This is a genomic window from Xenorhabdus indica (assembly GCF_014467235.1).
Taxonomy (GTDB): Bacteria; Pseudomonadota; Gammaproteobacteria; order Enterobacterales; family Enterobacteriaceae; genus Xenorhabdus; species Xenorhabdus indica.
Map to the genome: position 1 here is coordinate 410,747 of NZ_NKHP01000001.1, position 24,565 is coordinate 435,311.

Consider the following 24,565-nt stretch of genomic DNA (forward strand, 5'->3'; position numbering starts at 1 on the left):
TTTTTAAATCACTCTCTATCCTAGATTAGCTAAAACATTTTTAACAACTGATTAACGGCATTTTTTACAAGAAACGCTCGCCAAGTCACATTTATGTTCCAGAAGTTGCACCTTTTATAAAACGATCGATTATGATTTGATTCAGAAATATGATAGCAAGCTCTTATATATCATATGGATAATTCATTAATAATCATAAACGCACTAACTACACCATCAAAACCAGATTAATTTCACAAATTCCAAACAACAGCTTTTAACAGAGTTGCACAAAGTTGCAACATGGAAGATATTGTTCTGTAACTTGATTAGTCTTACCTATTAAGGAGTGAGAATGGGTAGTACCACTATGGGCGTGAAGCTCGATGAAGCAACGCGTGATCGTATTAAAGCTGCTGCACAACGAATTGAACGCACACCACACTGGCTGATTAAGCAAGCCATCTTTAATTATCTTGAACGTCTGGAAAATGAGGAAAAGATCCCAGAAATATCAGCCGCTCAGAATAACAAAGAAGAAAAGATTTCCGAAGAAGAATCACAGATTGAGGTCCCTTATCAACCATTTCTGGATTTTGCCGAACATATTTTACCCCAATCGGTGAAACGTTCCGCAATTACTGCTGCGTATCGTCTGCCTGAAACGCAAGCAGTTCCTATGCTGCTGCAACGGGCTCAATTATCAGAAGAGCAAGCTAAGGCAACCCATAATCTTGCTTATTCTATCGCGGAGAAATTACGCCAACAGAAACAGGGTATTGGTCGTTCCGGTTTGGTTCAGGGGTTATTGCAAGAATTCTCACTTTCTTCACAGGAAGGTGTTGCATTAATGTGCCTTGCCGAAGCACTTTTACGCATTCCCGATAAAGCAACCCGTGACGCCCTGATCCGTGACAAAATCAGTAACGGCAATTGGTATTCACATCTTGGTCAAAGCCCGTCCATGTTCGTCAATGCTGCTACATGGGGATTGTTGTTTACAGGTAAATTGGTCTCTACCCACAATGAAGCCAAACTCTCCAAATCCTTAAATCGCATCATCAGCAAAAGTGGTGAACCATTAGTACGCAAAGGCGTGGATATGGCAATGCGCCTGATGGGTGAGCAGTTTGTGACAGGGGAAACTATTGCCCAGGCGCTCGCCAATGCACGCAAACTGGAAGAAAAAGGATTCCGCTACTCTTATGACATGCTTGGCGAAGCCGCTCTGACTGAAGAAGATGCACAGGCTTATATGATTTCTTATCAACAAGCTATCCATGCGATTGGTAAGGCATCAAACGGGCGTGGCATTTATGAAGGGCCGGGAATTTCCATCAAACTCTCTGCCCTGCATCCCCGTTATAACCGTGCCCAGTATGAGCGTGTTGTAGGTGAACTCTATCCACGCTTACTCGCATTAACCTTACAAGCCCGCCAGTATGATGTTGGTATCAATATCGACGCAGAAGAAGCTGATCGTCTGGAAATTTCTCTCGATTTGCTGGAAAAGCTCTGTTTTGAACCACAACTGGAAGGCTGGAACGGAATTGGTTTTGTAATTCAGGCTTACCAAAAACGCTGTCCTTTCGTGATCGACAGTATTATCGATTTGGCCCAACGTAGCCGTCATAGGTTAATGATCCGTTTAGTAAAAGGTGCATATTGGGACAGCGAAATCAAACGCGCCCAAGTCGATGGGCTGGAAGGATACCCGGTCTATACCCGCAAAGTGTATACCGATATTTCTTACCTTGCCTGCGCCCGCAAATTACTCTCCGTTCCCAATCTTATTTATCCACAATTTGCTACTCATAATGCTCACACTTTGTCTGCTATCTACCATCTTGCGGGGCAAAATTACTATCCGGGCCAATATGAATTCCAGTGCCTGCATGGTATGGGTGAACCGCTTTATGAGCAGGTGGTTGGCAAAATTGCTGATGGCAAGCTCAATCGACCATGCCGCATCTATGCGCCAGTCGGAACACATGAGACATTATTAGCCTATCTGGTGCGCCGCTTGCTGGAAAATGGGGCTAATACATCGTTCGTCAACCGCATAGCAGATACCTCCCTGCCGATTGATGAACTGATAGCTGATCCGGTGAAAATGGTACAAGAGTTGGCTAAATCCGAAGGCCAAATCGGCTTGCCGCATCCGAAAATCCCATTGCCAATTGATTTGTACGGTAAAACCCGCGTCAATTCATCGGGGCTTGATCTTTCCAATGAACACCGACTGGCTTCACTTTCCAGTGCCCTGCTGAGTTCTTCAATAGAAACATGGAACAGCGAACCACTATTGGGTGGTAATTACGACCATACCGGAAAGTTACCTGTAGCCAAGCCCGTCAATAATCCGGCCAAATCTTCTGATACCGTTGGTTATGTTCGTGAAGCCACTGAGCAGGAAGTCAACCATGCGCTGGAAGTCTCCACGAATGCAGGAGCAATCTGGTTCGCAACACCTCCATCAGAGCGAGCGGCTATCTTAGTGCGTGCTGCGGAGTTGATGGAAAACAACCTGCAATCCCTGCTCGGCATTCTGGTGCGTGAAGCGGGTAAAACTTTTAACAATGCTATCGCAGAAGTCCGTGAAGCAGTAGATTTCCTCTATTATTATGCGGATCAGGTTCGTCAGGATTTTGCCAATGATACACATCGCCCGTTGGGACCTGTGATTTGTATCAGCCCGTGGAACTTCCCTCTGGCAATTTTCACCGGTCAGATTGCCGCAGCATTAGCCGCTGGTAACAGTGTATTGGCAAAACCGGCAGAGCAAACACCGTTGATTGCCGCGGTTGCCGTTAAAATGCTGCATCAGGCAGGTATTCCCCGCGACGTACTGCAATTGCTGCCGGGGCCAGGGGAAACCGTCGGCGCAATGCTGGTAGGTGATGAGCGTGTACGTGGTGTGATGTTCACTGGCTCTACTGAAGTTGCCAGCCTGTTACAACGCATTATAGCCGGTCGCCTTGATGCACAAGGGCGTCCAACGCCGTTGATTGCAGAAACAGGCGGCATGAATGCAATGATTGTCGATTCTTCTGCCCTGACAGAACAGGTTGTCACCGATGTTATTGCGTCTGCCTTTGACAGTGCTGGTCAACGCTGCTCTGCCCTGCGCATTCTCTGTGTACAAGATGACGTCGCCGACAGAACGCTCACTATGTTGAAGGGGGCGATGGCTGAATGCCGGATGGGTAATCCTGAACACCTGGCCACAGACATCGGCCCGGTGATTGATGCTGAAGCAAAAGCAAATATCGAACGCCATATTCAAACCATGCGTACCAAAGGCAGAACAATTTATCAGGCTGTACATGAAAATACAGCAGACAGACAAGAATGGTCACAAGGTACGTTCATCAAACCAACACTTATTGAACTGGACAGCTTTGATGAATTGAAAAAAGAGATTTTTGGTCCGGTTTTGCACGTTGTGCGCTTCAAACGGGATGAATTGGATAAATTGCTGGATCAGATTAATGCCTCCGGCTACGGCTTAACATTGGGTGTTCACACGCGCATTGATGAAACCATCGCTCAAGTCACCAGTAAAGCAAAAGTCGGGAATTTATATGTCAACCGCAATATGGTCGGTGCTGTTGTCGGCGTACAACCATTTGGTGGTGAAGGATTATCGGGAACAGGGCCAAAAGCAGGTGGACCACTCTATCTTTATCGCCTGTTATCCCAACGTCCAGTCAATGCTGTGACTCGAACACTGGCGCGACAGGATGAAGAGTATTCACTGGATGCCAAAGCCCGTACTGCCCTGCATTTATCTTTCAACAAATTGGCTGAGTGGGCAATTGCACATAATCATTCAGCGTTGAACAAGGTCATTCAGGAATATAGCTTACTGGCTCAGGGAGGAACAACACGCGTATTACCGGGACCGACGGGAGAACGTAATACCTATACTCTGTTACCACGTGGTCAAGTTCTTTGCCTCGCGGATAATGAACAGGATACGCTAACCCAATTGGCAGCAGTGCTTTCTGTTGGCTGTCAGGCTATTTGGGAAAAAGATGATCTGCACCAACAATTGCTGCAACAATTACCGGGTGAAATTCGTCATTCCATTCATCTGGTCAATGACTGGCAGAATGAAGACACGACAGAAGATACAACAATAGAAGCGGTCATTTATCATGGTGATTGTGATCAACTTCGCTATATTTGTGAAACTGTCGCACAACGTAAGGGACCGATTATTTCTGTACAGGGTTTTGCCCGTGGTGAAACTAATCTGCTACTGGAGCGTTTATTGCACGAACGTTCTTTAAGCATTAATACTGCGGCGGCAGGTGGTAACGCCAGCTTAATGACTATTGGTTAAAAAAACGGATTAAAAAAAGAAGAGAGGGGGATGCGTTATTATCGCATCCCCTTCTAAAATTGTTCAGCCCGACAAACGCTGTGTCTTTGTCTAATTAACAATGCCCGTTCTGTTGCCAGCTCAGATATTGCTCATATTTACGCAACGCGATATTGTAGTTACTGAAAGCGGACTGAGACAATTTCTCACTCAATTTTTCCTGAATTTTTTCTGGTGTAAACTCTTCTTCAGGATAATTACTTGATGTCAGTAATTCATCCAGTCTCCGCAAACGAACCACATATTCACGTACTGTGCTATGGCTCATCTCTGTTTGTTCAAACAGATACTGTTTAAATGACATTATGTCGAAATAATCAGTCTGGCTGTTGCAATAAATTTCACTACAGAAGCGGCACAGCGCTACAAATTTGCCCTGTAACTCACTCCATGTTTTGTCATCCACCAGTTCAGTCATCTCAGAAATTGCTTCTTTATTGATGACCTGACCGTTAAAAACAAGGGAAATACGGTCAAGCGTCTTATGACAATGTAAACAATGAGTCTGACTATGTTTATAGTCCTTAATATAACGGCTGAGAGGCCGTTTCTTTTGTGTTGTAACAGACATAAGAGATAAAGCCCTGTGTGTAGTCTTAACAAAAAACAAATAAGCAAAAAGTTACTTCTCTGGATTCAAACGCGCCCGCAGCCTTTTTATTGCCTGGCTGTGGAGCTGACTCACGCGAGATTCCCCCACATTAAGCACCGCGCCAATCTCTTTAAGATTAAGTTCTTCCTGATAATACAGCGTCAGAACCATTTTTTCCCTTTCAGGCAACGATTCAATGACATCGATAACCCGTTGACGGAGGTCACCTTCCAGTAATTGTTGCAGAGGGTTTGTCTCATGCTCTTCCTCAATCACTGGTTCACAGCTTTCACCATGAATTTCGTGCCATTCGTCATAAGAAAATAGTTGACTGTTATTGGTTTCTAACAGTATTTGCCGATATTCTATCAGATTAATCTTTAATTCTTTAGCAACTTCCTGCTCACTGGCTGGACGGCCTAACTCTTGCTCAAGTTTACGGATGGTTTGCGTGACTTCCCGTGCATTGCGTCGCACACTACGCGGCGCCCAATCACGGCTCCTCAACTCATCCAGCATTGCACCTCTGATGCGCTGCACCGCATAGGTGGTAAACGCCGTTCCTTGTAAGGAATCATAACGTTCCACCGCATTCAGCAACCCTATGCCACCGGCCTGAAGCAGGTCATCAAGCTCTACACTGGCAGGCAATCTTACCTGTAGCCTCAGTGCTTCATGGCGAACCAGTGGTACATAGCGCTTCCAGAGGCTATTTTTGTCCATCACGCCTTCGGCGGTATACAAATCGCTCACAACAACAGACACCTTTGGATAAGAGACTGGATACCATTATCCAATCACCTAATCGGTACAATCGTTTGAACAATGAAGTAAAAGCGCTTCTTTTTCACCTATGCGAAATTTTTGTTGTCCGCCCGAATGCATCGCAAGTTTCAGGCTGTCCCTGACGAACATTAAAACCGTTTTTAGCAAACAGTTTCTGTAAAGCAGAGGCTAAAAAATAAGGATCGGCAAGCCGATCCTTATTTTATAAGCGGGAGCTATGCAGGTTGCCCTGCATAAATCCTTAGCTGGAAAATAAAAATTAACGCAGCAAAGACATAACAGTTTGTGGAATCTGGTTCGCCTGAGCCAGAACAGAAGTACCCGCCTGTTGCAGGATGTTGCCACGGCTCATATTAGAAACTTCAGTTGCGTAGTCAGCGTCTTGGATACGGCTTCTTGCTGCTTCCAGGTTGTTAACGGTGTTGTTCAGGTTGTTAACAGTGGATTCCAGACGGTTTTGAACTGCACCCAGAGAGCTACGCAGACTGTCAACTGTTGATAAAGCATTATCCAAATCTTCTAAAGGTTTTTTGATGTCAATAGCATCTTTCTTAGTAACTTTACCTGTCTTAACATCAACATCCGCATTGAACATTACTGTCTTACCATCTTTATCTTCACCACGAATAATAAATTTATCAGTTGAACCCTCAGCGTAGTGAACTTTCGCATTTTTGACATCAGCTATAGCAGCTAAACTAGCTTTATCTATATTGACATCTTTAGATTTTTTAGGATCAGTGACATTGTCAACAACTTTCTCCACTTCTGCACCATATTTGTTACCAACCAACTCAAATTTATCCAGCTTCAGAGTCTCACGGTCAATTTTTTTCAAATTGATTTTGATGACTTCACCATCATTAGCTCCAACCTGAACAGACATGGAATTGTTTTCACGCAGAACACGGACACCATTGAATTGAGTTTGTTCAGAAATACGGTTAATTTCGTCAAAACGCTCAGTAATTTCTTGGTTGATAGAAGTGATATCGCTCTTAGAGTTGCTGCCATTTTGCGCTTGAACAGCCAGCTCACGGATACGTTGCAGGTTGTTATTGATTTCGTTCAGCGCACCTTCAGTAGTTTGGGCAATGGAAATACCGTCGTTTGCGTTACGAGCAGCCTGAGTCAGACCTTTAACGTTAGCAGTAAAACGGTTAGCAATCGCTTGACCAGCAGCGTCATCCTTCGCGCTGTTAATACGTAAACCAGAAGACAGACGTTCAATAGCTGTACCCAGAGTACCTTTAGATCTCGTCAGGTTATTTTGCGCCAGCAGAGATAAGGAGTTAGTATAAATGCCTGATGCCATAGTAGAGTTCCTTTTAAAATCAAGTCGATATAATTAGTTTGAGCTTGTTTGCTCACGGTGTTCATCACCGCCAACAGTTTTATCGGCCCCTTAAAAAGAACCTTTAATATTTCTTGAAAAAACTTTTTTATTTTTTTCTCCCTTTTCCCCCGATAACCCAAACAGCGCCTGTTCTCATCAACTATTCTGTCAATCAAAAAAATCATTTTATCAGTAAACTTTTCACAAATTAATCCGATAACAAGTCCAGCGATGCTTTTTATTAAAAGGAGTCAATATGGCTGGCATTTCCTCAGTAGGATTATCTGGGATGGTGGATCAAAACTTACTGGATAAACTTGAAGCACATGAAAGAAAACGTTTACAACCATTAACACAGCAACAAAGCAGCTATAAAGCTAAGCTAACCGGTTTTGGCACTTTAAAAGGCAGCCTGGAAAAGTTAAAGAGTGCATCCGAAGAACTCAAAAAATTCGATAAGCTCAATACGACCAAAACCAGCGAAGATCATAAATCATTTACACCCAGTACGGATTCCAAAGCCAGTCCGGGTAACTATGTTATTGAAGTCAAACAACTCGCAAAGGCCCAGTCTCTACGCACTACAAAAGTTGCTGATGAAGAAGCCCTGCAAGGAGAACAAGGTAAAGGCACCCGTACCATTATTATCAATCAGCCAGGTGAAAAAGAGCCAATGCGCATTTCCCTGAAAGATAATGAAACTTCTCTGATTGAAATCTGTGATGCTATCAATAAAAAAGAGGGTAACGTTAGTGCCGGCATCATGAAAGCAAAAGATAATGAAAACTATCTGTTCCTGACTTCAAAAAAGGCTGGCACAAAATCCGTCATGACTATCAAAGTTGAAGGTGATGATCAGTTGGGTAAGTTGCTGAACTATACATCTGACGGTAAAGGTGGTGGCACTGGTACAATGACACAAACAGAAGAAGCGGCCAATGCAAAATTAACAGTTAGTGGCATTGAAATTGAACGCCAAACTAATGAGATAAAAGATGCTCCGAAAGGTATTACCCTAGACCTGAAAAAAGTCTCAGAAAAAGAAGCTGATGGAAAAACGCTAAAATCAGAAACTTTGGTTATATCCCGTGATATCGAACCAATGAAAGAGGCAATCAAAAAGTGGGTTGATGCTTATAATGAAGTACAAACCACTTTTGATTCACTGACCAAATTTAAAAAAGTTGGGAAAGGTGAAGCGGCTTCGAAAGACAATGGTCCCTTACTGGGTGACGGTACTTTAAAAGGTATTCAAAGCCAACTAAGGCAACAATTATTTGCAGCACAAAAAGTCGTTGATATTGCTACCCTAAATAAATTGGGCATCAAACAGAAATTGGATGGTACGTTGGAAATCAGCAACGAAAAACTGGAAAAAAACCTGAAAGAAAAACCTGCCAACGTTAAAGCGTTCTTTATGGGGGATGGAGAAAAAACTGGTTTTGCAACCCAGACCTATAATTTATTGAAAAAAACGTTGGATAGCCATGAAGGAACTATCGCAACAGTAACCGAAGGTATCAATAAGAGTCTGAAAACACTGGAAAGGAAAGTAGAACAGACCAACAGAAACATTGATGCTACGATGGCACGCTATAAAAAACAATTTACAGCACTGGATAAACTTGTCAGTTCAATGAGCCAATCAAGCTTATCCCTGGCCCAGCTTTTAAAATAATAAAGGATATTATGTATCAACGTTCGGCAAGCCAGTTATACGCTCAGGTAGATCTTGAGAGCGAAATTATGAATGCCTCTCCTTACCAGTTGATTCAGATATTGTTCAATGGGGCGCTCAGCGCCCTGCGTCGTGCAATTATTCTGATGCAGCAGGGGAATATTCCGGAAAAAGGTTTAGCTATTTCAAAGGCGATAAATATCATTGATAATGGTCTCAAAGATGCATTAGATTTCGAGAAAGGCGGCGAAATTGCCCAGAATCTTTTTGCTTTATATGATTATATGGGTCGCCGTTTACTCCATGCCAATTTACGCAATGATGAGAAGGCTATTACCGAAGTGATTGATTTACTTACCGAGATTTCAGATTCTTGGCGGCAAATAGGTCCTCATTACAACGCCAGTCAGGATATTGTTTGATGAAAAATGATCTGGATCTTTTGTCAGCTTACCAGCAGATCCTTAATTTAAGTGAGCAGATGCTTAATTTAGCCAGAAATGAAAAGTGGGATGTACTTGTTGATATGGAAATCACCTACCTGAAAGCAGTAGAAGTGGTTACTCTATTATCAGAAGATTCAGATGCCCCTATTTCATTGCAGCAGAAATTAACCAAAATTTTGCAAACTGTCTTAGATAATGAAAAAGAAACCAGGAGGTTATTGCAAAAACGATTAGATGAACTTAGCGACCTGATTAAACAGGAAAGCTGTAAGCAATTATTACATGATACTTATGGGCAATTCCCGATCAGTGATTATGAAATAGAGCTAACATCTACAACAGAGAAGACATAAATATAACAACGGCACCATGAGGTTTTATTAATATAATATTAATTAGTCGTATCGTTTATTGATATTCATTTCAGGTGGTGTCATTTAGTCACCATCCCTTTTTCGGGTAGTCTAATTCGGCATTATATTTTATGCATAACTTGCAAACGATCAATATAAAACATATACATTTTTAAAACAAAAAACTAACTCATGGATGATGATAATAGATTTTTCAGGCAATAAGCAGTCGGAAGAATAATCAAAATTTATTATTAATTAAAAATTAGATATTCAATGGAATGATATGAGAATTTTTTTTAATTTCACAACATTAATTGACAGGCATCCACTAGTAAAAAATAAGTTACCAATAATCTATTCAAAATGGGAACCACTTTATCCCCAAACAATAGCAGTCATTATCCCTTTTATCGATAATAAAAAATCTCCAATGGTTATTATTACCTCATAAATTATCTCAAATAAGGAGTGTTCATTTATCAATCCCACCTATATACCCTATGGATTTCAAGATGCAACCTGAAAGACGACGGGTATATTGATATCACTCTTGGAAGTTATTAATATTCACAAACAGACAGGTCTTGGTGACTGCTTAAGTAGTCACCTGCGATTGAAAATGTATCCTGTCTTTCTCAAAAATCCCCCTACAATTAAACAAGATGAGGCTGTTATGACAAATGATATCTTACAGGCACTCACTTTATTAAAATCTAAAAAATGGATCGATTTGACACATAGTTTTGATCAAGACTCACCCCATTTTTTTATGTTTGACCCTGCTCAAATTAAGACACTGTTTAGTTATCCAGATGGATTCTTCGCCCAACAATTTACTTTTGTTGGTCAATATGGCACTCACATTGATGCCCCTTGCCATTTTATACCTGATGCTCGTTTCCTTAACGAATTGGAATTAAAAGAGCTCGTGTTACCATTAATTGTCATTGATCAGTCAGAACGGGCAAAACAAGAGCCGAATTTCTCACTGTCTAAAGATGATATTCTCCAGTTTGAAGCTACACATGGCATTATTGAAACAGGTACTTTTGTCGCACTAAGAACAGACTGGAGTAAACGCTGGCCATCTCAGGAAAAAATGAGTAATAAAGATATCAACGGAAATAACCAGACACCCGGCTGGGGATTAGATGCCCTTAAGTTTCTCTTTGAAGAAAGAAAAATAAAAGCCATCGGGCACGAGACTTTTGATACTGATTCGGCCAAAGATTCCAGAAAGAATGGTGCGTTACTCAGCGAGAATTATGTATTGGCACAAGATACTTACCAAATAGAAGTGATGACCAATTTAGATCAAGTGCCAACTCGTGGGGCGGTTATTTTTAATATTGTCGCTAAACCAGAAAAGGCTGCGGGATTTCCGGTACGTTCGTTTGCAATAATTCCATAACCTTCAAGCCGATAATGTAGTTCAAACTCTTTCTGTCAATTGACAGAAGAAAATAGCAAGCTTGAACTACTTATATTTATTAAACTATACTTATATTTATAAATTAAGATATTTTCTTAAACCACTATATTTGAATATCGAATAACTAAAACTATTCCTTATACCACTCATTAATAATTATTTCCGCTTCTTTACTCTGGATCTGATATGGATGTTTTTTATCATAAGATCCAATAAACCATATGGAGAAACCTTTAAAATAAGATTTTAACGCCATCGCTTCTCTATAAGCACGCCATCCATTAATTTGTATTTCCGATGAAAATATATCTGAGGTCAGTGGATTCCATGGAGTTCGCAGTCCATATTCACATGCAGGAATATTAAACCCACCAAAATATACCGGTCTTTTATTTGCGTTCCCCAGCCGATAAAGACAAAACCAAGTCATTACAGCCAGAAGTCATTGCATGAATACCAAATTTTTTTAATCTATCCAGAATGATTTGAGTAGAAACCGTTTTGTTATATTCTGGTTTACCCGCCATAAAGGTAAAACAAGTATTTCCCAGATCATGAAAAACGGCCCCCGCCGCCGCCACTAAGTCGTGCCAGTTTTATACTATCTTGTTCCATACGCCGTGTATTACACTCTTTCCACGGATTTTGAACCCGCCCTATGACAACAGTATTTGCATTACGCCATAAGAACAAAACACGTTGCTCTGGTGACATTTGACGGAAAATACTCTCTTCAACAGCGAGATTAAACCAGGGATCGTGGGAATCAGGTAGCAGTAAGCGTAATCTGGACATTATTTGTCTCCGAACAAAGCAAAACAGTGTCTTAGGATATCATAATGTGCTGATTCAATTGGTGACTCAGACTGAGATCATATTCTGCGGGCCTGCCAAAAAACACGACGCCAATAGATATTATCAAGAGAGGAACGTATTACACCTTTGCTAGTCGATGCGTGAATAAATTTATTATTGATATCATAAATACCAACGTGTAACCCATTATCACCACTACCGGTTTTGAAAAATACCAGATCACCCGGCATTAAATCTTTTTTATTAATCCGTGTACCCAATTGGGTCTGTTCACTCGTTGTCCGTGGAAGCAGGATATTAAAACGATCATGAAAAGTACGATAAACAAATCCAGAACAATCAACACCTCGCCGATCCATGCCACCATAACGATAAGGCGTTCCTTGCCATTGGGTAAGCTGCTCTTTTAACTGTGCAATAACAATAATCGGATCAGAAAGTGCTGCTCGTAATGGAGGTAAATTTGATTTCGAAACAGGATTGGAACACCCAATCAGAAATAAGCTCAGTAACAAACATAAATGTCTTATTCTTATAATCATCAATCAGCCTCTCTGCCTTCTGGTCTGCTAATAAACCAAACTCCCAATGAAATTAACAAGATCCCTATTGTTTTCAGTAATGAAATATCTTCATTAAACCAGGGTAATAATACCGCCAATAGATAAACAAAAATATAGCTCAGACTGATAAGCGGATAGGCTTTATTTAACGGCAGATATTTCAAAACAAAAATCCAACTGAACATGGATAATGCGTAACTCACTAGTCCCATCATCACCATCAATAAAGGTCTATGATGCATCCAAAGCCAACCGACATCCAACCAATGTCTAGACAAAGAAAGTTCAGGTAATTGTGCCATTCCCCACTTCAATAATAGCTGAGCAGCAGTAATCAGCAGGACACTTACCACTCCCCAAAAATACCCTTTCATTGATTTAAGCTCATCAATAAAATTCCCAACATAATCAAAAATACACCTATCCAGTGTTTTATTCCGGCTCTTTCATGATACAGAAATTGTCCTATCAGCGTGACCAGTACAAAATTGATACTCAGCATAGGATAAGCAATACTCAGCGGTAGAAATTGCAGCAAACGTAGCCAGAAGATCATCCCTATACCTAACAGAAGAATGGCACCAACCAACCATGCCACTACAATTGCTGGTTTATAGGGATCATCTTTTTTTCCCCAATGGGTAACAGCTTGTTTCTGGCAAATTTGTCCTGCACAAGTTAATAAACTAACCAGTATCAATAACCCTATACTACTGTTCATATCATGGCTGCTTCTTATAAATCACAAGGACAAAACGATAGTTACGCTGTATCAAATCAGGTTCAGGCAACTCAGGCAGCATCCCTCCTGTAGGTAGTAAGAAAACCACTGCAACCTGTCCCTCTTTCCGCGCACTGGCCAACCATGAGGGAAATTGTTCTTGTGTTATATACCGATTGCGGCTATCTGGATAATCCAATCCATATTCCAATTCACCCTTGTTTTGAAATAAGTAAATATCACTGCGTTTCAATTCCCACGCAACTGCGGCTCCTAATCCAACTGATTCAGATAAAATATATTTACTTTCAGTCAGCTCTTTTTCATTTTGCCTGATAAAATTCTGCGGCAACTTAGAATTAATTGTCTTATCTGGTAATGCGTTACCTATTGATAAACTCAGGACAATTGAACAAGCGGCAGCCCACTGCCAATGTTTACCATTGCGTATAAAACAGAAATAACCCACTATCCCCCAAAACCCAAAAGTGAAAATCCCTGCCATCCACTTAAACCATTCATTGGATTGGTAAAGAGGACGATTAGAAACAATTTCCAGAAATACAAGCGCCAGTATTGCTATCAATCCAATGAAAACATTAATCAATCCATTGAGTTTTAATGCCTTCATATTGCCATTCTTCATGTTATCAACAGCATACTTTGCCATCATTAATGCTAAAGGCCCAATAAATGGCAGAATGTAAGTTGGCAGTTTTCCTTTAGAAATGCTAAAAAATAGCAATGGGACAAAAAACCAGCAAAACAGGAAGAACATCTCAGGATGATTTTTTTTCTCTTGCCAGCTTTTGAGCAAAGCGCCGGGAAATAATCCTAGCCACGGAATAACACCTAAAATCAATATCGGCAGGTAATACCAAAATGGGGCGGAATGCTGCGCATGATCAGAAGCAAAACGCTGTATATGCTCTACCCAGAAAAAATAACGCCAATAATCAGGCTCTCGCAAAGCAATTGCGAGCACCCACGGCAAACTGACTAAAACAGCAGAAATAATTGCAAGCGGGCCAAAACGAACCATTTCCAGAAAACGTTTCTGGTATATCGTGATCGGTATCATGGATATTACCGGCAGAGCCAATGCCAGAAAACCTTTTGTCAAAAACGCCATGCCACAGGTTATACCCAGTACAGACCAGGCCCAAATCTGTTCACGGCGACTACTGGCCTTTAGTGCCCAATAACAGCTTACTATTCCTGCCGTGATCCACAGTGAAAACATGGGATCAAGAACACTATATGTACCGACAGAAAAAACGATAAACATGGAGATATAAATCAGGCTAGCAATAAATGCAGTCTGGCGAGATTGCCACATCATCATAGCTAACCGATAAAGAAGAAATGCACTCATTATGATGCTGAATACAGCACCAAAACGCACCGCAAAATTATTATTTCCAAAGATCCACTGGCTAATGTTATTTATCCAATATCCAGCCACTGGTTTTTCAAAATAACGGATATCCAAAAAATAAGGAACTATCCAATCTCCACGTTGTAACATTTCCCGGCTGATTTCAGCATATCGTGTTTCGTCTGGTTGCCACAAAAGACGGCTATTCAGAGGGATCAGGTAAGTAAAGATAAAAAAAAGAGCCATAAGAATGCCCCCGGCTCTCTTCATCCAAGTATCTGACATATTTGTTTTATACCTCTTGTTGGCAACCTAACCAGCCTTCACGACCAGAAAAATCTGAACGGATAATTCTCCCAACAGGCAGTGTATCCCTATTTTCTGGTAATAAATCACATAACTTGCAAAACTGAATATCTTGCTGGTGGAGCATATCCAGCAGTGCGTTAAACTGCGGTGCTTTGGACATTCCTTCAACTTCTGTATGAATGGTATAAACAGGAACACCTTGAGCATTTTTGATTGCATCAAGAATAAAGTGGTTAAAATCCGCATCACTGACCTGCGTTCCGACAACTTCATCATAGGTCGGCAATGTCACAGGAATTTGAACAGAACCTAAGCTACCGTCCGGCAACAATGGCCTGAATGGATGTGTTCCCCGACAATCACTGTTGTAGTCAAAACCAAATTGCTGCTTGACTGCCAGTACACGTTCATCTGCCCGCCAGCCAGCCACGGCAGAGCATGTCACAGAGTGTCCTGTCGCCTTTTCCAGGGCATCAATGCCAAGTTGTATCTGTTCTGCCAGTTCTGATTCTGACCAATGCCCTGCTTTTGCCTGCCAACCCTGATGATCCCACGCATGCAGACCAACTTCATGGCCTGCATCCAGGGTTTTTTTCATCAAATAACCTAAATCTTTTGCAATTTTCTTTCCCGGCCAGGCTGTGCCAGCTAATAGAATATTCAGACCATAAAGAGATACTGCATTTGATCTCAACATTTTCCACAGAAATTTAGGCCTTAGCAGGCGCCACAAATGGCGTCCCATATTGTCTGGACCAACGCTGAAAAAGAAACTAGCCTGAATATGATGACGCCGTAAAATCTTAAGTAATTGCGGCACACCTTCCCTGGTGCCCTGGTAAGTATCTACATCAATTCTTAAGCCAACTTTTTTCATCATATATTCCCTGCATATTCTTTCTTCCTTTTTAGCTCTTTCACCGCATCACGCAAGAAGAAATCCAATGTTTCATCAATGGTTTGTTCCATATTGATCGTGGGTTTCCATCCCAACAGATGTTCCGCGTTTTTAATGCTAGGCTTACGGTGTTCAACATCCTGATACCCCTGACCATAATAACTACTGCTTTCGATTTTCTTGAATCCAGCAAACGGAGGAAAATATTCTCGTAGTTCATGTTTTTCAAAGCTATTCAGCAATATTTCAGCTAATTGACGGATACTGGCCTCATTCGTCGGATTACCAATATTGATAATCTGGCCGTCACACAAACCATTTTGGTTCTCGATAATTCTGAATAACGCTTCAATTCCATCATGAATATCAGTGAAACAGCGCTTTTGCTCTCCCCCGTCAACCAACTTAATAGGGGAACCTTCCACCAGATTTAAAATTAATTGAGTAATTGCTCTTGAACTACCAATACGGGCTGAGTTCAAATTGTCTAACCTTGGCCCCATCCAGTTAAATGGTCGGAACAAAGTAAATTTCAAACCCTCTTTTTCGCCGTATGCCCAAATAACACGATCAAGCAATTGCTTAGAAACTGAATAGATCCAACGCTGTTTGTTGATGGGTCCCACAATTAAACGAGAAGTATCCTCATCGAATTCCTTGTCGTCACACATGCCATAAACTTCAGAAGTGGACGGGAAAATAATCCGTTTATTGTATTTCACGCAATAGCGAACAATTTTCAGGTTTTCTTCAAAATCTAATTCAAAAACACGCAACGGATTACGGGTATATTCGATAGGTGTAGCTATCGCCACTAATGGCAGCACAACATCGCATTTTTTAATGTGGTATTCGATCCATTCGGTGTGAATGCTGACATCCCCTTCAATAAAATGAAAATTCGGATTACCAATAAAACGCTCAATAGCAGAAGAGCCAATATCCATTCCATAGATATCATAATTACCATCGTTCAACAGACGTTCTGTCAGATGATTGCCGATAAATCCGTTAACCCCCAGGATCAAAACACGTTTACGGCGGCTGATTTGTGTTGTGTCTTTTGGCCCAAACCGAATGCCTGTCACAATCCCCATTTCCAAAGCAAGTCGGCTACCCTGTACATAAATACCGGACTCACTCTGTCCACTGACAATCTCTAATGCCCCTTTTCCGCACGCAATAATCAGTGGATCCGCAGAAAGCACAGTTCCTGCCTGTTTATCATGGGCTTTATTAATTGGGAGTGAACGCCAAATAGTAATTTTACGCTCACCAAGGAAAGTAAATGCGCCTGGATAGGGTTCTGTTACCGCCCGGACGAGGTTATTAATCTCTTCGGCAGACTTATGCCAGGAAATTTCCCCATCCTCTGCTGTCCTGCGACCAAAGTAAGTTGCCTGATTTTCATCCTGCGGAATAGAGGGGTAATTATTCGCCTTTATCTGAGGCAGAATATTATTCAATAGCTCAACTGCGGCTTCACGAATTTTGCCATGAATATCCAATGACGTGTCTGTTTTCTCAATTTGTACTGCCTGTTGAGCAACAATATTTCCGGCATCTGCCTTAGCTACCATTTTATGCAGTGTTACACCTGTTTCTGTCTCACCATTTAATATCGCCCAATTAACAGGAGCACGACCACGATATTTAGGTAATAATGAACCATGTAAGTTAAATGCTCCTTTTGTTGCCAGTGATAAAATATCCTGACTGAGCAGATCGCGATAATAAAATGAGAAAATAACATCCGGCTGCATTTCACTAATACGTTCAATCCAGAGTGGATGATTCACATTCTCTGGAGCAAAGACAGGTAAGCCTATATCAGCACCAATATGTGCCACAGAAGAGAAAAAATTATTTTCATTCGGATCATCGACATGTGTAAAAACAGCCTGGATATCAAAACCCGCTCTCACTAATGCATTAAGCCCGACACAACCAATATCATGATAGGCAAAAATAACGGCTTTCATTTTTTTTCTTCCTTAATTACTGTTGGATTTTTAGCTCCAACCACTTTTTGAATAAAATAGCGTGGACGTGCACGAACATCGTTATATATCCGGCCGATATATTCTCCGAGTAACCCCATCGCAACAAACTGTGCACCAATAAACATGAAGAGGATGGCAAATAAAGTAAACACGCCCTCAGCAGCCCAGATAGAACCAAAGATAAGGCGCAAAGCGATCAGCAATACGGCCAACAGGAAACCCGTCACAGCAATAATGCTTCCCACAACACTCAATAACCGTAACGGTGCTGTTGTCAGACAAGTTAACAGGTCGTACATCAGGTTTATCAGCTTCATAAAGCTGTACTTAGAATCACCGAACTCACGCTCTGCATGAGCTACATCAATTTCGATTGTTTTGCGGGCGAATGTGTTAGCCAGAATGGGAATGAATGTGCTGCGTTCATGACACTGTAACATCGCTCGCACAATATGGCGGCGATATGCCCGTAACATACAACCATAATCCCCCATTGAACGCCCCGTTGCTTTTGTGATCATTGCATTAATGAGCTTAGAAGCGGTCTTACGGAACCAAGAATCCTGACGATTGGCACGGCGTGTACCGACAACATCATATCCCTCTTCGGCTGTTTTCACTAAACGGGGGATCTCTTCCGGTGGATTTTGTAAATCTGCATCAAGGGTGATAATAAGATCACCATCGGCCTGATGAAATCCTGCCATAATTGCAGAGTGCTGCCCATAATTACGGTTCAGCAAAATTGCAATGACATAATTTTTAGGATCTTTAGCCGCTTGAGTTAAAATGTCGGCGGAGCTGTCGCGGCTACCATCATCCACTAAAATTAATTCGTATTTTTGCTCAAGTTGTTGACATGCAGATATCGTTCTTTCCAATAATTGGGGCAAACTTTCTTCTTCGTTATAAACCGGAATAACAACCGAAACTTTTTTTATTTTTTCAAACACCACTATCTGCACTCCGCAAGAATTTCCAACACTGCATTCACGACACGATCTACATCATCATTGTTCATATCCGGGAAAAGGGGTAACGAACAAAGTGTTGCCGAATTCCACTCAGATTCTGGCAGAGACAGTGCTGGATAACGTTCCCGATAATATTTTTGTGTATGCGCTGCTCTGAAATGTAATCCTGTGCCGATATTGCGTTCTTTTAAGCGCGTCATGAAAGTATCGCGGTCAATACCGCAAGTACTTTGATCAACACGTACCATGAATAAATGATGAGAGTGTCGATGTTCATATTCAGGCACACTCAACATCTGTAAAGGGGTATCTTTAAGAGCAGAAGAATATCGTACTACCAGCTCCCGGCGGCGGGCATTCATGGATGCCAATTTATTGAGCTGGACAACCGCCACTGCCGCATGAATATCTGATAAGTTATATTTGAAGCCCGGTTCAATAACTTCTGCCTGAGGTTTCCTGCCCTGGACTTGCCGATCAAAGGCATCAACAGCCAACCCATGAAATTTCAAACAACGAACTCGCTGCGCAAGTTCATCACTATCTGTAACCAACATGCCGCCTTCCGCACATGTCATATTTTTGATGGCGTGGAAAGAAAAAATAGCCGTTCCTCGTTCACCAACCCATTCATTCTTATAGCGGGTTCCCACTGCATGAGCGGCATCTTCAATCAAAGGGATATTAACTTCTTTTGCAACCGCACGCAGGGCATCAAGATCACAGGGCGCACCTGCGTAGTGGACAGGAATAATTGCTTTAGTTTTCGGCGTAATAGCCTGTTTAATCGTTTTGGCATCAACCATCAGAGTATCACGATCCACATCGACCATAATTGGCTCTGCACCTAACAGGCAAATCATATTGATAGTAGAAACCCAGGTTTGGGAAGGCGTTATTACTTCATCACCAGATCCAATACCTAACGACAACAAGGCTAAATGCATCCCCGCCGTAGCAGAATTCAAAGCTATCGCATGCCTGCAACCAAACATGCGAACAAAATCCTGTTCTAACTGTTGGTTTTGTGGCCCTGTTGTAATCCAACCTGAACGTAAAACTTTTTCTACTGCTTCTATCTCTTCATTTCCAATTGATGGACGAGAGAATGGTAAAGAATTATCCATAATCGCCTTGTGTAGCCTGATTTATTTTATGATAAAAAATATCCATTAAAAAATAATAACAAGCGAATAAAATCAGGGCAATCAATAAATTGAAGAAAAATAATCAATTGAAGTGATTGTATTTATGAAAATTAATCATGATTGACCCTCCATAATTTATAGCTATTATTTTGGATATGTCTAATGTTTATTTCAAAAATTTCAGATAAATTTATTTCATTCATAATATCTTGTGGGATACCCGACATAAATAATTTACCATGTAAAAGTAACCATACATTACTAGCTTGTTCGTAAGTATGATTAATATCGTGGCTACTCAATAAAACAGAACCACCTAATATACAAAATTGGTTAATTAACTTATCTAAAATAGCTTGTTGGGTGATATCAAGGTTATTAGTTGGTTCATCCAGAAGTAATAATTTTCCAGCCGGATTCAATTCAGGCCATACCTGCAAAAAAGCACCTGCTAACCTGACTCGTTGCCATTCTCCTCCCGATAATTGCCCAATTGTTGAAGACAGTAATGTAGTCAATTTCAGTTGCCGACAAAGTTCATATAACACCTCTTCTCCTTCAGACAATTGTGCTAACTCAGGGCGGTACATATCCAAATATTGAAAAACAGGCATAACCGGGGCTGAAGCGGATTGAGAGAACCATGCCCGACATTGCGCTAATTCACTTTGTCGATAATCACGCAATTCTTTGCCATTGATATAAATATTGCCACCGTAAGGTAAAACTCCGGCAATTGCTGCAAGCAAAGTGCTTTTTCCTGAGCCGTTCAACCCAACTAAGTGAACTTTCTCGCCAGCTTTTACTGATACAGATAGTGATGCCAGCCTGTTACTAACCGTGATATTATCCAATACTAAAAATGGTTGATGAGTCATGCTATCTTCCCTACTCTTTTATTTCTTTGTTATTCTCTTCGTGCTTTTCCGTAAACTATTAGGCCACTTATTAATGCTCAATGTGTATGACTAGGTGTAGCTATGCTTGGGGTGTTTTTAATAACAACCAGATAAAAACGGGAGCTCCTAACGTTACTGTAACAACACCGATCGGTACTTCAGCATGGGATAAAGACAAACGAGAAATTAAATCTGCCAACAGCAAGCAACTCCCTCCCGCCAATGTACAGGTTGGAAGTAAAGTTTTATGATCCGTAAGGCCAATCAGCCTCAAAATATGGGGAAGCACCAAACCGATAAAACTGATCGTTCCAGCAAGAGCAACACTTAAACCAACCAATAATCCCACAGCCGATACAAATAAATTACGCCATTTATTATGAGATATTCCCAATTGTTGCGCCTGCAATTCCCCCAGGGAGAGATAATTAAGTATCTTCCCGGTTCCACTTAACCAGAAAATAATAGGGAGCAGTGCGATCACCAGCCATATTTGTCGCCAATCAATACCGCTAAAACTCCCCATCATCCAGTACATCAATTGGCGCAAGTCCAGACTGGTGCTGAAATAAACCATCCATGTCATCATGGCCCCGAATACAACACCGAAAGCTACGCCAATTAATAATAAGCGTGCATTAGTCACCCGGTGCCTTTTAGAGAAAGTCAATAAAATCGCGGTCATCAGTAGTGCCCCTAAAACTGCACCGGTACTTAATATCCATAATGGAGCAATACCATGAAAGACAAGGATCAAAAAAACAACCACTACTCCCGCACCATTACTAATTCCCAATAGTCCGGGTTCAGCCAATGGATTTTCAAATAACGCCTGCATAACTGCACCAGACGCTGCCAAACTTGCACCAACGGCAAACACCGCCAGTGCTCTGGGCAATCTTAATTGCCAAATAAAAAGCCGTGCAGGATCAGACAGCCATTGATTGGGCCAAAACCATATTTCCCCTGCGCACAGTGATAAAATAAACAGCCCAATTGACAACGCGAATAAAAGGGCCATCATCCGATAATCACGTTTTCTCTGGCGCGTGATTAATTCAGAGACAGAAAGTGTCGATAAGGAGTATGTAGGTAACATGAAGAGTAAAATTATTCAGAATGGAAAATAAGAAAAAAGACCGCTTAAAGGCGGTCTTTTTATGCATTATTCTTTTGGTAAGGCTTTTTCTACCCGATTTTTCAACTTCTGCCCCGGGCGAAAAGTGACAACTCGGCGAGCAGTAATTGGAATATCCTCGCCAGTCTTCGGGTTACGACCTGGACGTTGATTTTTATCTCTCAAATCAAAGTTGCCAAATCCAGATAACTTAACCTGCTCCCCATTCTCCAAAGAACGACGCACTTCTTCAAAGAACATTTCCACTAGATCTTTAGCGTCACGTTTGCTAATACCCAGTTTTTCAAACAGATTTTCTGACATTTCAGCTTTAGTAAGCGCCATAAGTTCAGTCCCTCAAGGATGCTTGGAATCGCTGTTCTAATGCAGCAACGCATTTGTTAACGGTCGCAGCAATCTCTTCTTCTTCCAGTGTACGCGAGGTATCCTGCAAGATTAAGCTAATAGCAAGGCTTTTACAGCCTTCCGCGACACCTTTACCACAATACACGTCAAATAAGTTTATGCCAACTATATGATTTATGCCAACTTTCTTACATTCAACCAGAATATCTTCTGCGGCTACATTTTCAGGCACAACTATCGCGATATCACGGCGATTGGATGGGAAGCGAGAAACTTCCTTCATTTCAGGAATTATGCGGTCCGCAAGATTGGCCCACAACAATTCGAATACCACGGTGCGGCCATTCAAGTCAAGTTTACGTTCCAGCTCTGGATGAACAACCCCAATATAACCAATGTAATTATTTCCCAGATAAATCCCGGCACTTTGTCCGGGATGCAAAGCAGGATGTTCTTCTGCTTTAAAGGAAATCTCGGATAGTTTACCCGTCAGTTCTAAAACGGATTCTAAATCACCTTTCAGATCAAAGAAGTCAACTGCTTGTTTTTCAATCGACCAGTGTTCATCGAAACGATTTCCGGCGATTACACCGCCAAGCATCAATTCCTGCCGGATTCCATATTCTGCGCTTTCATCAGGCACAAAACGTAGACCTGTTTCAAATAATCGAACTCTATTCTGTTGACGGTTCTGATTATACGCAACAGTAGTCAATAATCCTGTCAACAAAGACAGACGCATTGCAGACATATCAGCCGAAATTGGATTTGGCAGGAGCAATGCTTCTTGCTGTGGATGCAAATATTGCTGGATCTTAGGATCAACAAAACTATAGGTAATGGCTTCCTGATAACCTTTGTCCACCAACATGGTTTTTACACGTTTCAGGGATAAGTTCGCTTCACGATGTGAAATCATTACCAAATCAGCACGTACAGGTACATCAGGGATATTGTTATAACCATAAATACGAGCAACTTCTTCAATCAGATCTTCTTCAACCTGCATATCGAAACGCCAGCTTGGTGCAACTGTTTCCCAACTATCATTATGTTCTGTTACCTGACAGCCTAAACGTGTCAGAATATCGGTGACTTGTTCATCAGCGATATAATGGCCAACCAAACGATTCAATTTGCTGCGAGTCAGAGTGATAGTTGCTGGCTTCGGCAGATGAGACTCACTGGTAACATCGATGATCTCGCCAGCTTCCCCACCACATATAGCAATCAATAACTGAGTCGCATATTCCATCGCTTTGTATTGAAGCTGTGGATCAACGCCCCGTTCAAAACGATGGGAAGCATCTGTATGCAGACCATAACGACGGGCACGACCTGTAATTGCTAATGGTGCAAAGAAAGCACTTTCCAGCAGAATATTCTGGGTTTCAGCATTAACTCCAGAATATTCGCCGCCAAAAATGCCTGCGATTGCAAGTGCCTGCTTTTCATCAGCAATGACGAGAGTATCAGCAGAAAGTTCCGCTTGATTACCATCTAGCAGAGTTAATTTTTCACCCTGCTCTGCCATACGCACGACAATTGAACCGTTTAGACGTTCTAAATCGAATGCGTGCAATGGTTGACCCAATTCAAGTAATACATAATTAGTCACATCAACAGCAGGATCAATAGAACGAATGCCACCACGACGCAGCTTCTCACGCATCCATAACGGTGTCACTGCTTTAACATTAACATTCTTGATAACTCGTCCCAGATAACGTGGGCAAGCTTCTGGTGCATCAACACGAATAGGGAATGTTGCATCTGTAGACGGTTTAACAGAGTCGATCTCTGGCTGAATCATTGACAGTTTATTGATAACCGCAACATCACGCGCAACACCCTGAATGCTCAAGCAATCAGCACGGTTAGGTGTAATGCTGATTTCAATCGCATTATCATCCAGTTTCATGTAATCACGTAAGTCGGTGCCAATTGGCGCATCCGCAGGCAGTTCGATGATACCGTCCTGATCACTGGCAATTCCCAGTTCAGAAAACGAACAAAGCATACCTTCCGATGGCTCACCACGTAATTTGGCAGCTTTTATTCTGAAATCACCCGGTAGTACAGCACCAACAGTAGCAACAGCTACACGAAGCCCCTGACGACAATTTGGCGCACCACAGACAATATCCAACAAGCGATCGCCACCTACATTGACTTTTGTAACGCGCAGTTTATCCGCATTCGGATGCTGAGCACACTCAACGACTTCACCAACAAAAACACCGTGGAATTGACCTGCTACTTTTTCAACACCATCAACTTCCAAACCTGCCATGGTGATCTGATCAGATAATTCTTCACTGCTGATGGCAGGGTTCGCCCATTCGCGTAACCAGAGTTCACTGAATTTCATGAGATATTCC

Annotated in this window: 21 protein-coding genes and 1 pseudogene; 5 read left to right on the plus strand and 17 right to left on the minus strand. The window is 41.7% G+C overall.

Features of this window, described 5'->3' with window-relative positions; all coding sequences use genetic code 11:
* Positions 1–334: 334 nt before the first annotated feature.
* On the plus strand, positions 335–4,327 hold the full coding sequence (gene putA / locus Xind_RS01400) for a trifunctional transcriptional regulator/proline dehydrogenase/L-glutamate gamma-semialdehyde dehydrogenase (protein WP_187649312.1): 3,993 nt from the start codon (positions 335–337) through the stop codon (positions 4,325–4,327).
* A 94-nt stretch (positions 4,328–4,421) separates the two neighbouring features.
* Here the strand turns inward: putA and fliZ are convergent, their stop codons facing one another.
* The 3 genes from fliZ to Xind_RS01415 all read right to left on the minus strand — a co-directional run bounded on the left by fliZ (position 4,422) and on the right by Xind_RS01415 (position 7,059).
* Complete coding sequence (fliZ, locus tag Xind_RS01405; protein WP_038259499.1) at positions 4,422–4,937, minus strand: flagella biosynthesis regulatory protein FliZ; 516 nt, start codon at positions 4,935–4,937, stop codon at positions 4,422–4,424.
* 51 nt (positions 4,938–4,988) lie between these two features.
* On the minus strand, positions 4,989–5,711 hold the full coding sequence (locus Xind_RS01410; protein WP_047680173.1) for an RNA polymerase sigma factor FliA: 723 nt from the start codon (positions 5,709–5,711) through the stop codon (positions 4,989–4,991).
* Between the two features lie 292 nt (positions 5,712–6,003).
* A complete protein-coding gene (locus tag Xind_RS01415; RefSeq protein WP_047680174.1) occupies positions 6,004–7,059 on the minus strand; it encodes a flagellin N-terminal helical domain-containing protein in 1,056 nt (351 codons plus the stop codon).
* 277 nt (positions 7,060–7,336) lie between these two features.
* On the opposite strand from Xind_RS01415, the gene fliD reads away from it, so the two are divergent.
* From fliD to Xind_RS01435, 4 genes are all read left to right on the plus strand, one after another.
* Complete coding sequence (gene fliD / locus Xind_RS01420; RefSeq protein WP_047680175.1) at positions 7,337–8,758, plus strand: flagellar filament capping protein FliD; 1,422 nt, start codon at positions 7,337–7,339, stop codon at positions 8,756–8,758.
* Positions 8,759–8,769: 11 nt separating this feature from the next.
* On the plus strand, positions 8,770–9,180 hold the full coding sequence (gene fliS, locus Xind_RS01425; RefSeq protein WP_047680176.1) for a flagellar export chaperone FliS: 411 nt from the start codon (positions 8,770–8,772) through the stop codon (positions 9,178–9,180).
* The gene (fliT, locus tag Xind_RS01430; RefSeq protein ID WP_047680178.1) at positions 9,180–9,557 is read left to right on the plus strand and encodes a flagella biosynthesis regulatory protein FliT; all 378 of its coding nucleotides are present in this window, start codon (positions 9,180–9,182) and stop codon (positions 9,555–9,557) included. Before fliS ends, fliT begins: the two co-directional genes overlap by 1 nt.
* Before the next feature lie 676 nt (positions 9,558–10,233).
* Positions 10,234–10,971, plus strand: coding sequence for a cyclase family protein (locus Xind_RS01435; RefSeq protein WP_047680271.1), 738 nt, complete (start codon positions 10,234–10,236; stop codon positions 10,969–10,971).
* Positions 10,972–11,122: 151 nt separating this feature from the next.
* On the opposite strand, the gene Xind_RS01440 is transcribed toward Xind_RS01435, so the two are convergent.
* The 14 genes and pseudogenes from Xind_RS01440 to pheT form a co-directional block, all read right to left on the minus strand.
* On the minus strand, positions 11,123–11,422 hold the full coding sequence (locus tag Xind_RS01440; protein ID WP_187649340.1) for a hypothetical protein: 300 nt from the start codon (positions 11,420–11,422) through the stop codon (positions 11,123–11,125).
* Positions 11,385–11,787: pseudogene (locus Xind_RS01445) on the minus strand (lipoyl protein ligase domain-containing protein); the annotation flags it as partial. The pseudogene Xind_RS01445 and the gene Xind_RS01440, both read right to left, overlap by 38 nt.
* Before the next feature lie 77 nt (positions 11,788–11,864).
* On the minus strand, positions 11,865–12,350 hold the full coding sequence (locus Xind_RS01450; protein WP_047680180.1) for a C40 family peptidase: 486 nt from the start codon (positions 12,348–12,350) through the stop codon (positions 11,865–11,867).
* Positions 12,350–12,745: a 4-amino-4-deoxy-L-arabinose-phosphoundecaprenol flippase subunit ArnF gene (gene arnF / locus Xind_RS01455; RefSeq protein ID WP_047680182.1), complete on the minus strand. Its 396-nt coding sequence runs from the start codon at positions 12,743–12,745 to the stop codon at positions 12,350–12,352. The genes Xind_RS01450 and arnF overlap by 1 nt, the downstream gene beginning before the upstream one ends.
* Positions 12,742–13,092, minus strand: coding sequence for a 4-amino-4-deoxy-L-arabinose-phosphoundecaprenol flippase subunit ArnE (gene arnE / locus Xind_RS01460; protein WP_047680183.1), 351 nt, complete (start codon positions 13,090–13,092; stop codon positions 12,742–12,744). Before arnE ends, arnF begins: the two co-directional genes overlap by 4 nt.
* 1 nt (position 13,093) lies before the next feature.
* Positions 13,094–14,755: a lipid IV(A) 4-amino-4-deoxy-L-arabinosyltransferase gene (arnT, locus tag Xind_RS01465; protein ID WP_047680184.1), complete on the minus strand. Its 1,662-nt coding sequence runs from the start codon at positions 14,753–14,755 to the stop codon at positions 13,094–13,096.
* Between the two features lie 7 nt (positions 14,756–14,762).
* Positions 14,763–15,656, minus strand: coding sequence for a 4-deoxy-4-formamido-L-arabinose-phosphoundecaprenol deformylase (gene arnD, locus Xind_RS01470; protein WP_187649337.1), 894 nt, complete (start codon positions 15,654–15,656; stop codon positions 14,763–14,765).
* A complete protein-coding gene (gene arnA / locus Xind_RS01475; protein ID WP_187649313.1) occupies positions 15,656–17,659 on the minus strand; it encodes a bifunctional UDP-4-amino-4-deoxy-L-arabinose formyltransferase/UDP-glucuronic acid oxidase ArnA in 2,004 nt (667 codons plus the stop codon). The genes arnD and arnA overlap by 1 nt, the downstream gene beginning before the upstream one ends.
* Entirely contained in the window at positions 17,656–18,639 is a 984-nt protein-coding gene (arnC, locus tag Xind_RS01480) for an undecaprenyl-phosphate 4-deoxy-4-formamido-L-arabinose transferase (protein ID WP_187649338.1), read from the minus strand. The genes arnA and arnC overlap by 4 nt, the downstream gene beginning before the upstream one ends.
* The gene (gene arnB, locus Xind_RS01485) at positions 18,636–19,781 is read right to left on the minus strand and encodes a UDP-4-amino-4-deoxy-L-arabinose aminotransferase (protein WP_187649314.1); all 1,146 of its coding nucleotides are present in this window, start codon (positions 19,779–19,781) and stop codon (positions 18,636–18,638) included. Before arnB ends, arnC begins: the two co-directional genes overlap by 4 nt.
* A gap of 131 nt (positions 19,782–19,912) precedes the next feature.
* Positions 19,913–20,680: a vitamin B12 ABC transporter ATP-binding protein BtuD gene (btuD, locus tag Xind_RS01490; RefSeq protein WP_047680194.1), complete on the minus strand. Its 768-nt coding sequence runs from the start codon at positions 20,678–20,680 to the stop codon at positions 19,913–19,915.
* Between the two features lie 100 nt (positions 20,681–20,780).
* Positions 20,781–21,800, minus strand: coding sequence for a vitamin B12 ABC transporter permease BtuC (gene btuC, locus Xind_RS01495; protein ID WP_052189439.1), 1,020 nt, complete (start codon positions 21,798–21,800; stop codon positions 20,781–20,783).
* A 66-nt stretch (positions 21,801–21,866) separates the two neighbouring features.
* A complete protein-coding gene (gene ihfA, locus Xind_RS01500) occupies positions 21,867–22,163 on the minus strand; it encodes an integration host factor subunit alpha (RefSeq protein WP_038233943.1) in 297 nt (98 codons plus the stop codon).
* 4 nt (positions 22,164–22,167) lie between these two features.
* The gene (pheT, locus tag Xind_RS01505) at positions 22,168–24,555 is read right to left on the minus strand and encodes a phenylalanine--tRNA ligase subunit beta (protein ID WP_047680196.1); all 2,388 of its coding nucleotides are present in this window, start codon (positions 24,553–24,555) and stop codon (positions 22,168–22,170) included.
* Positions 24,556–24,565: the final 10 nt, after the last annotated feature.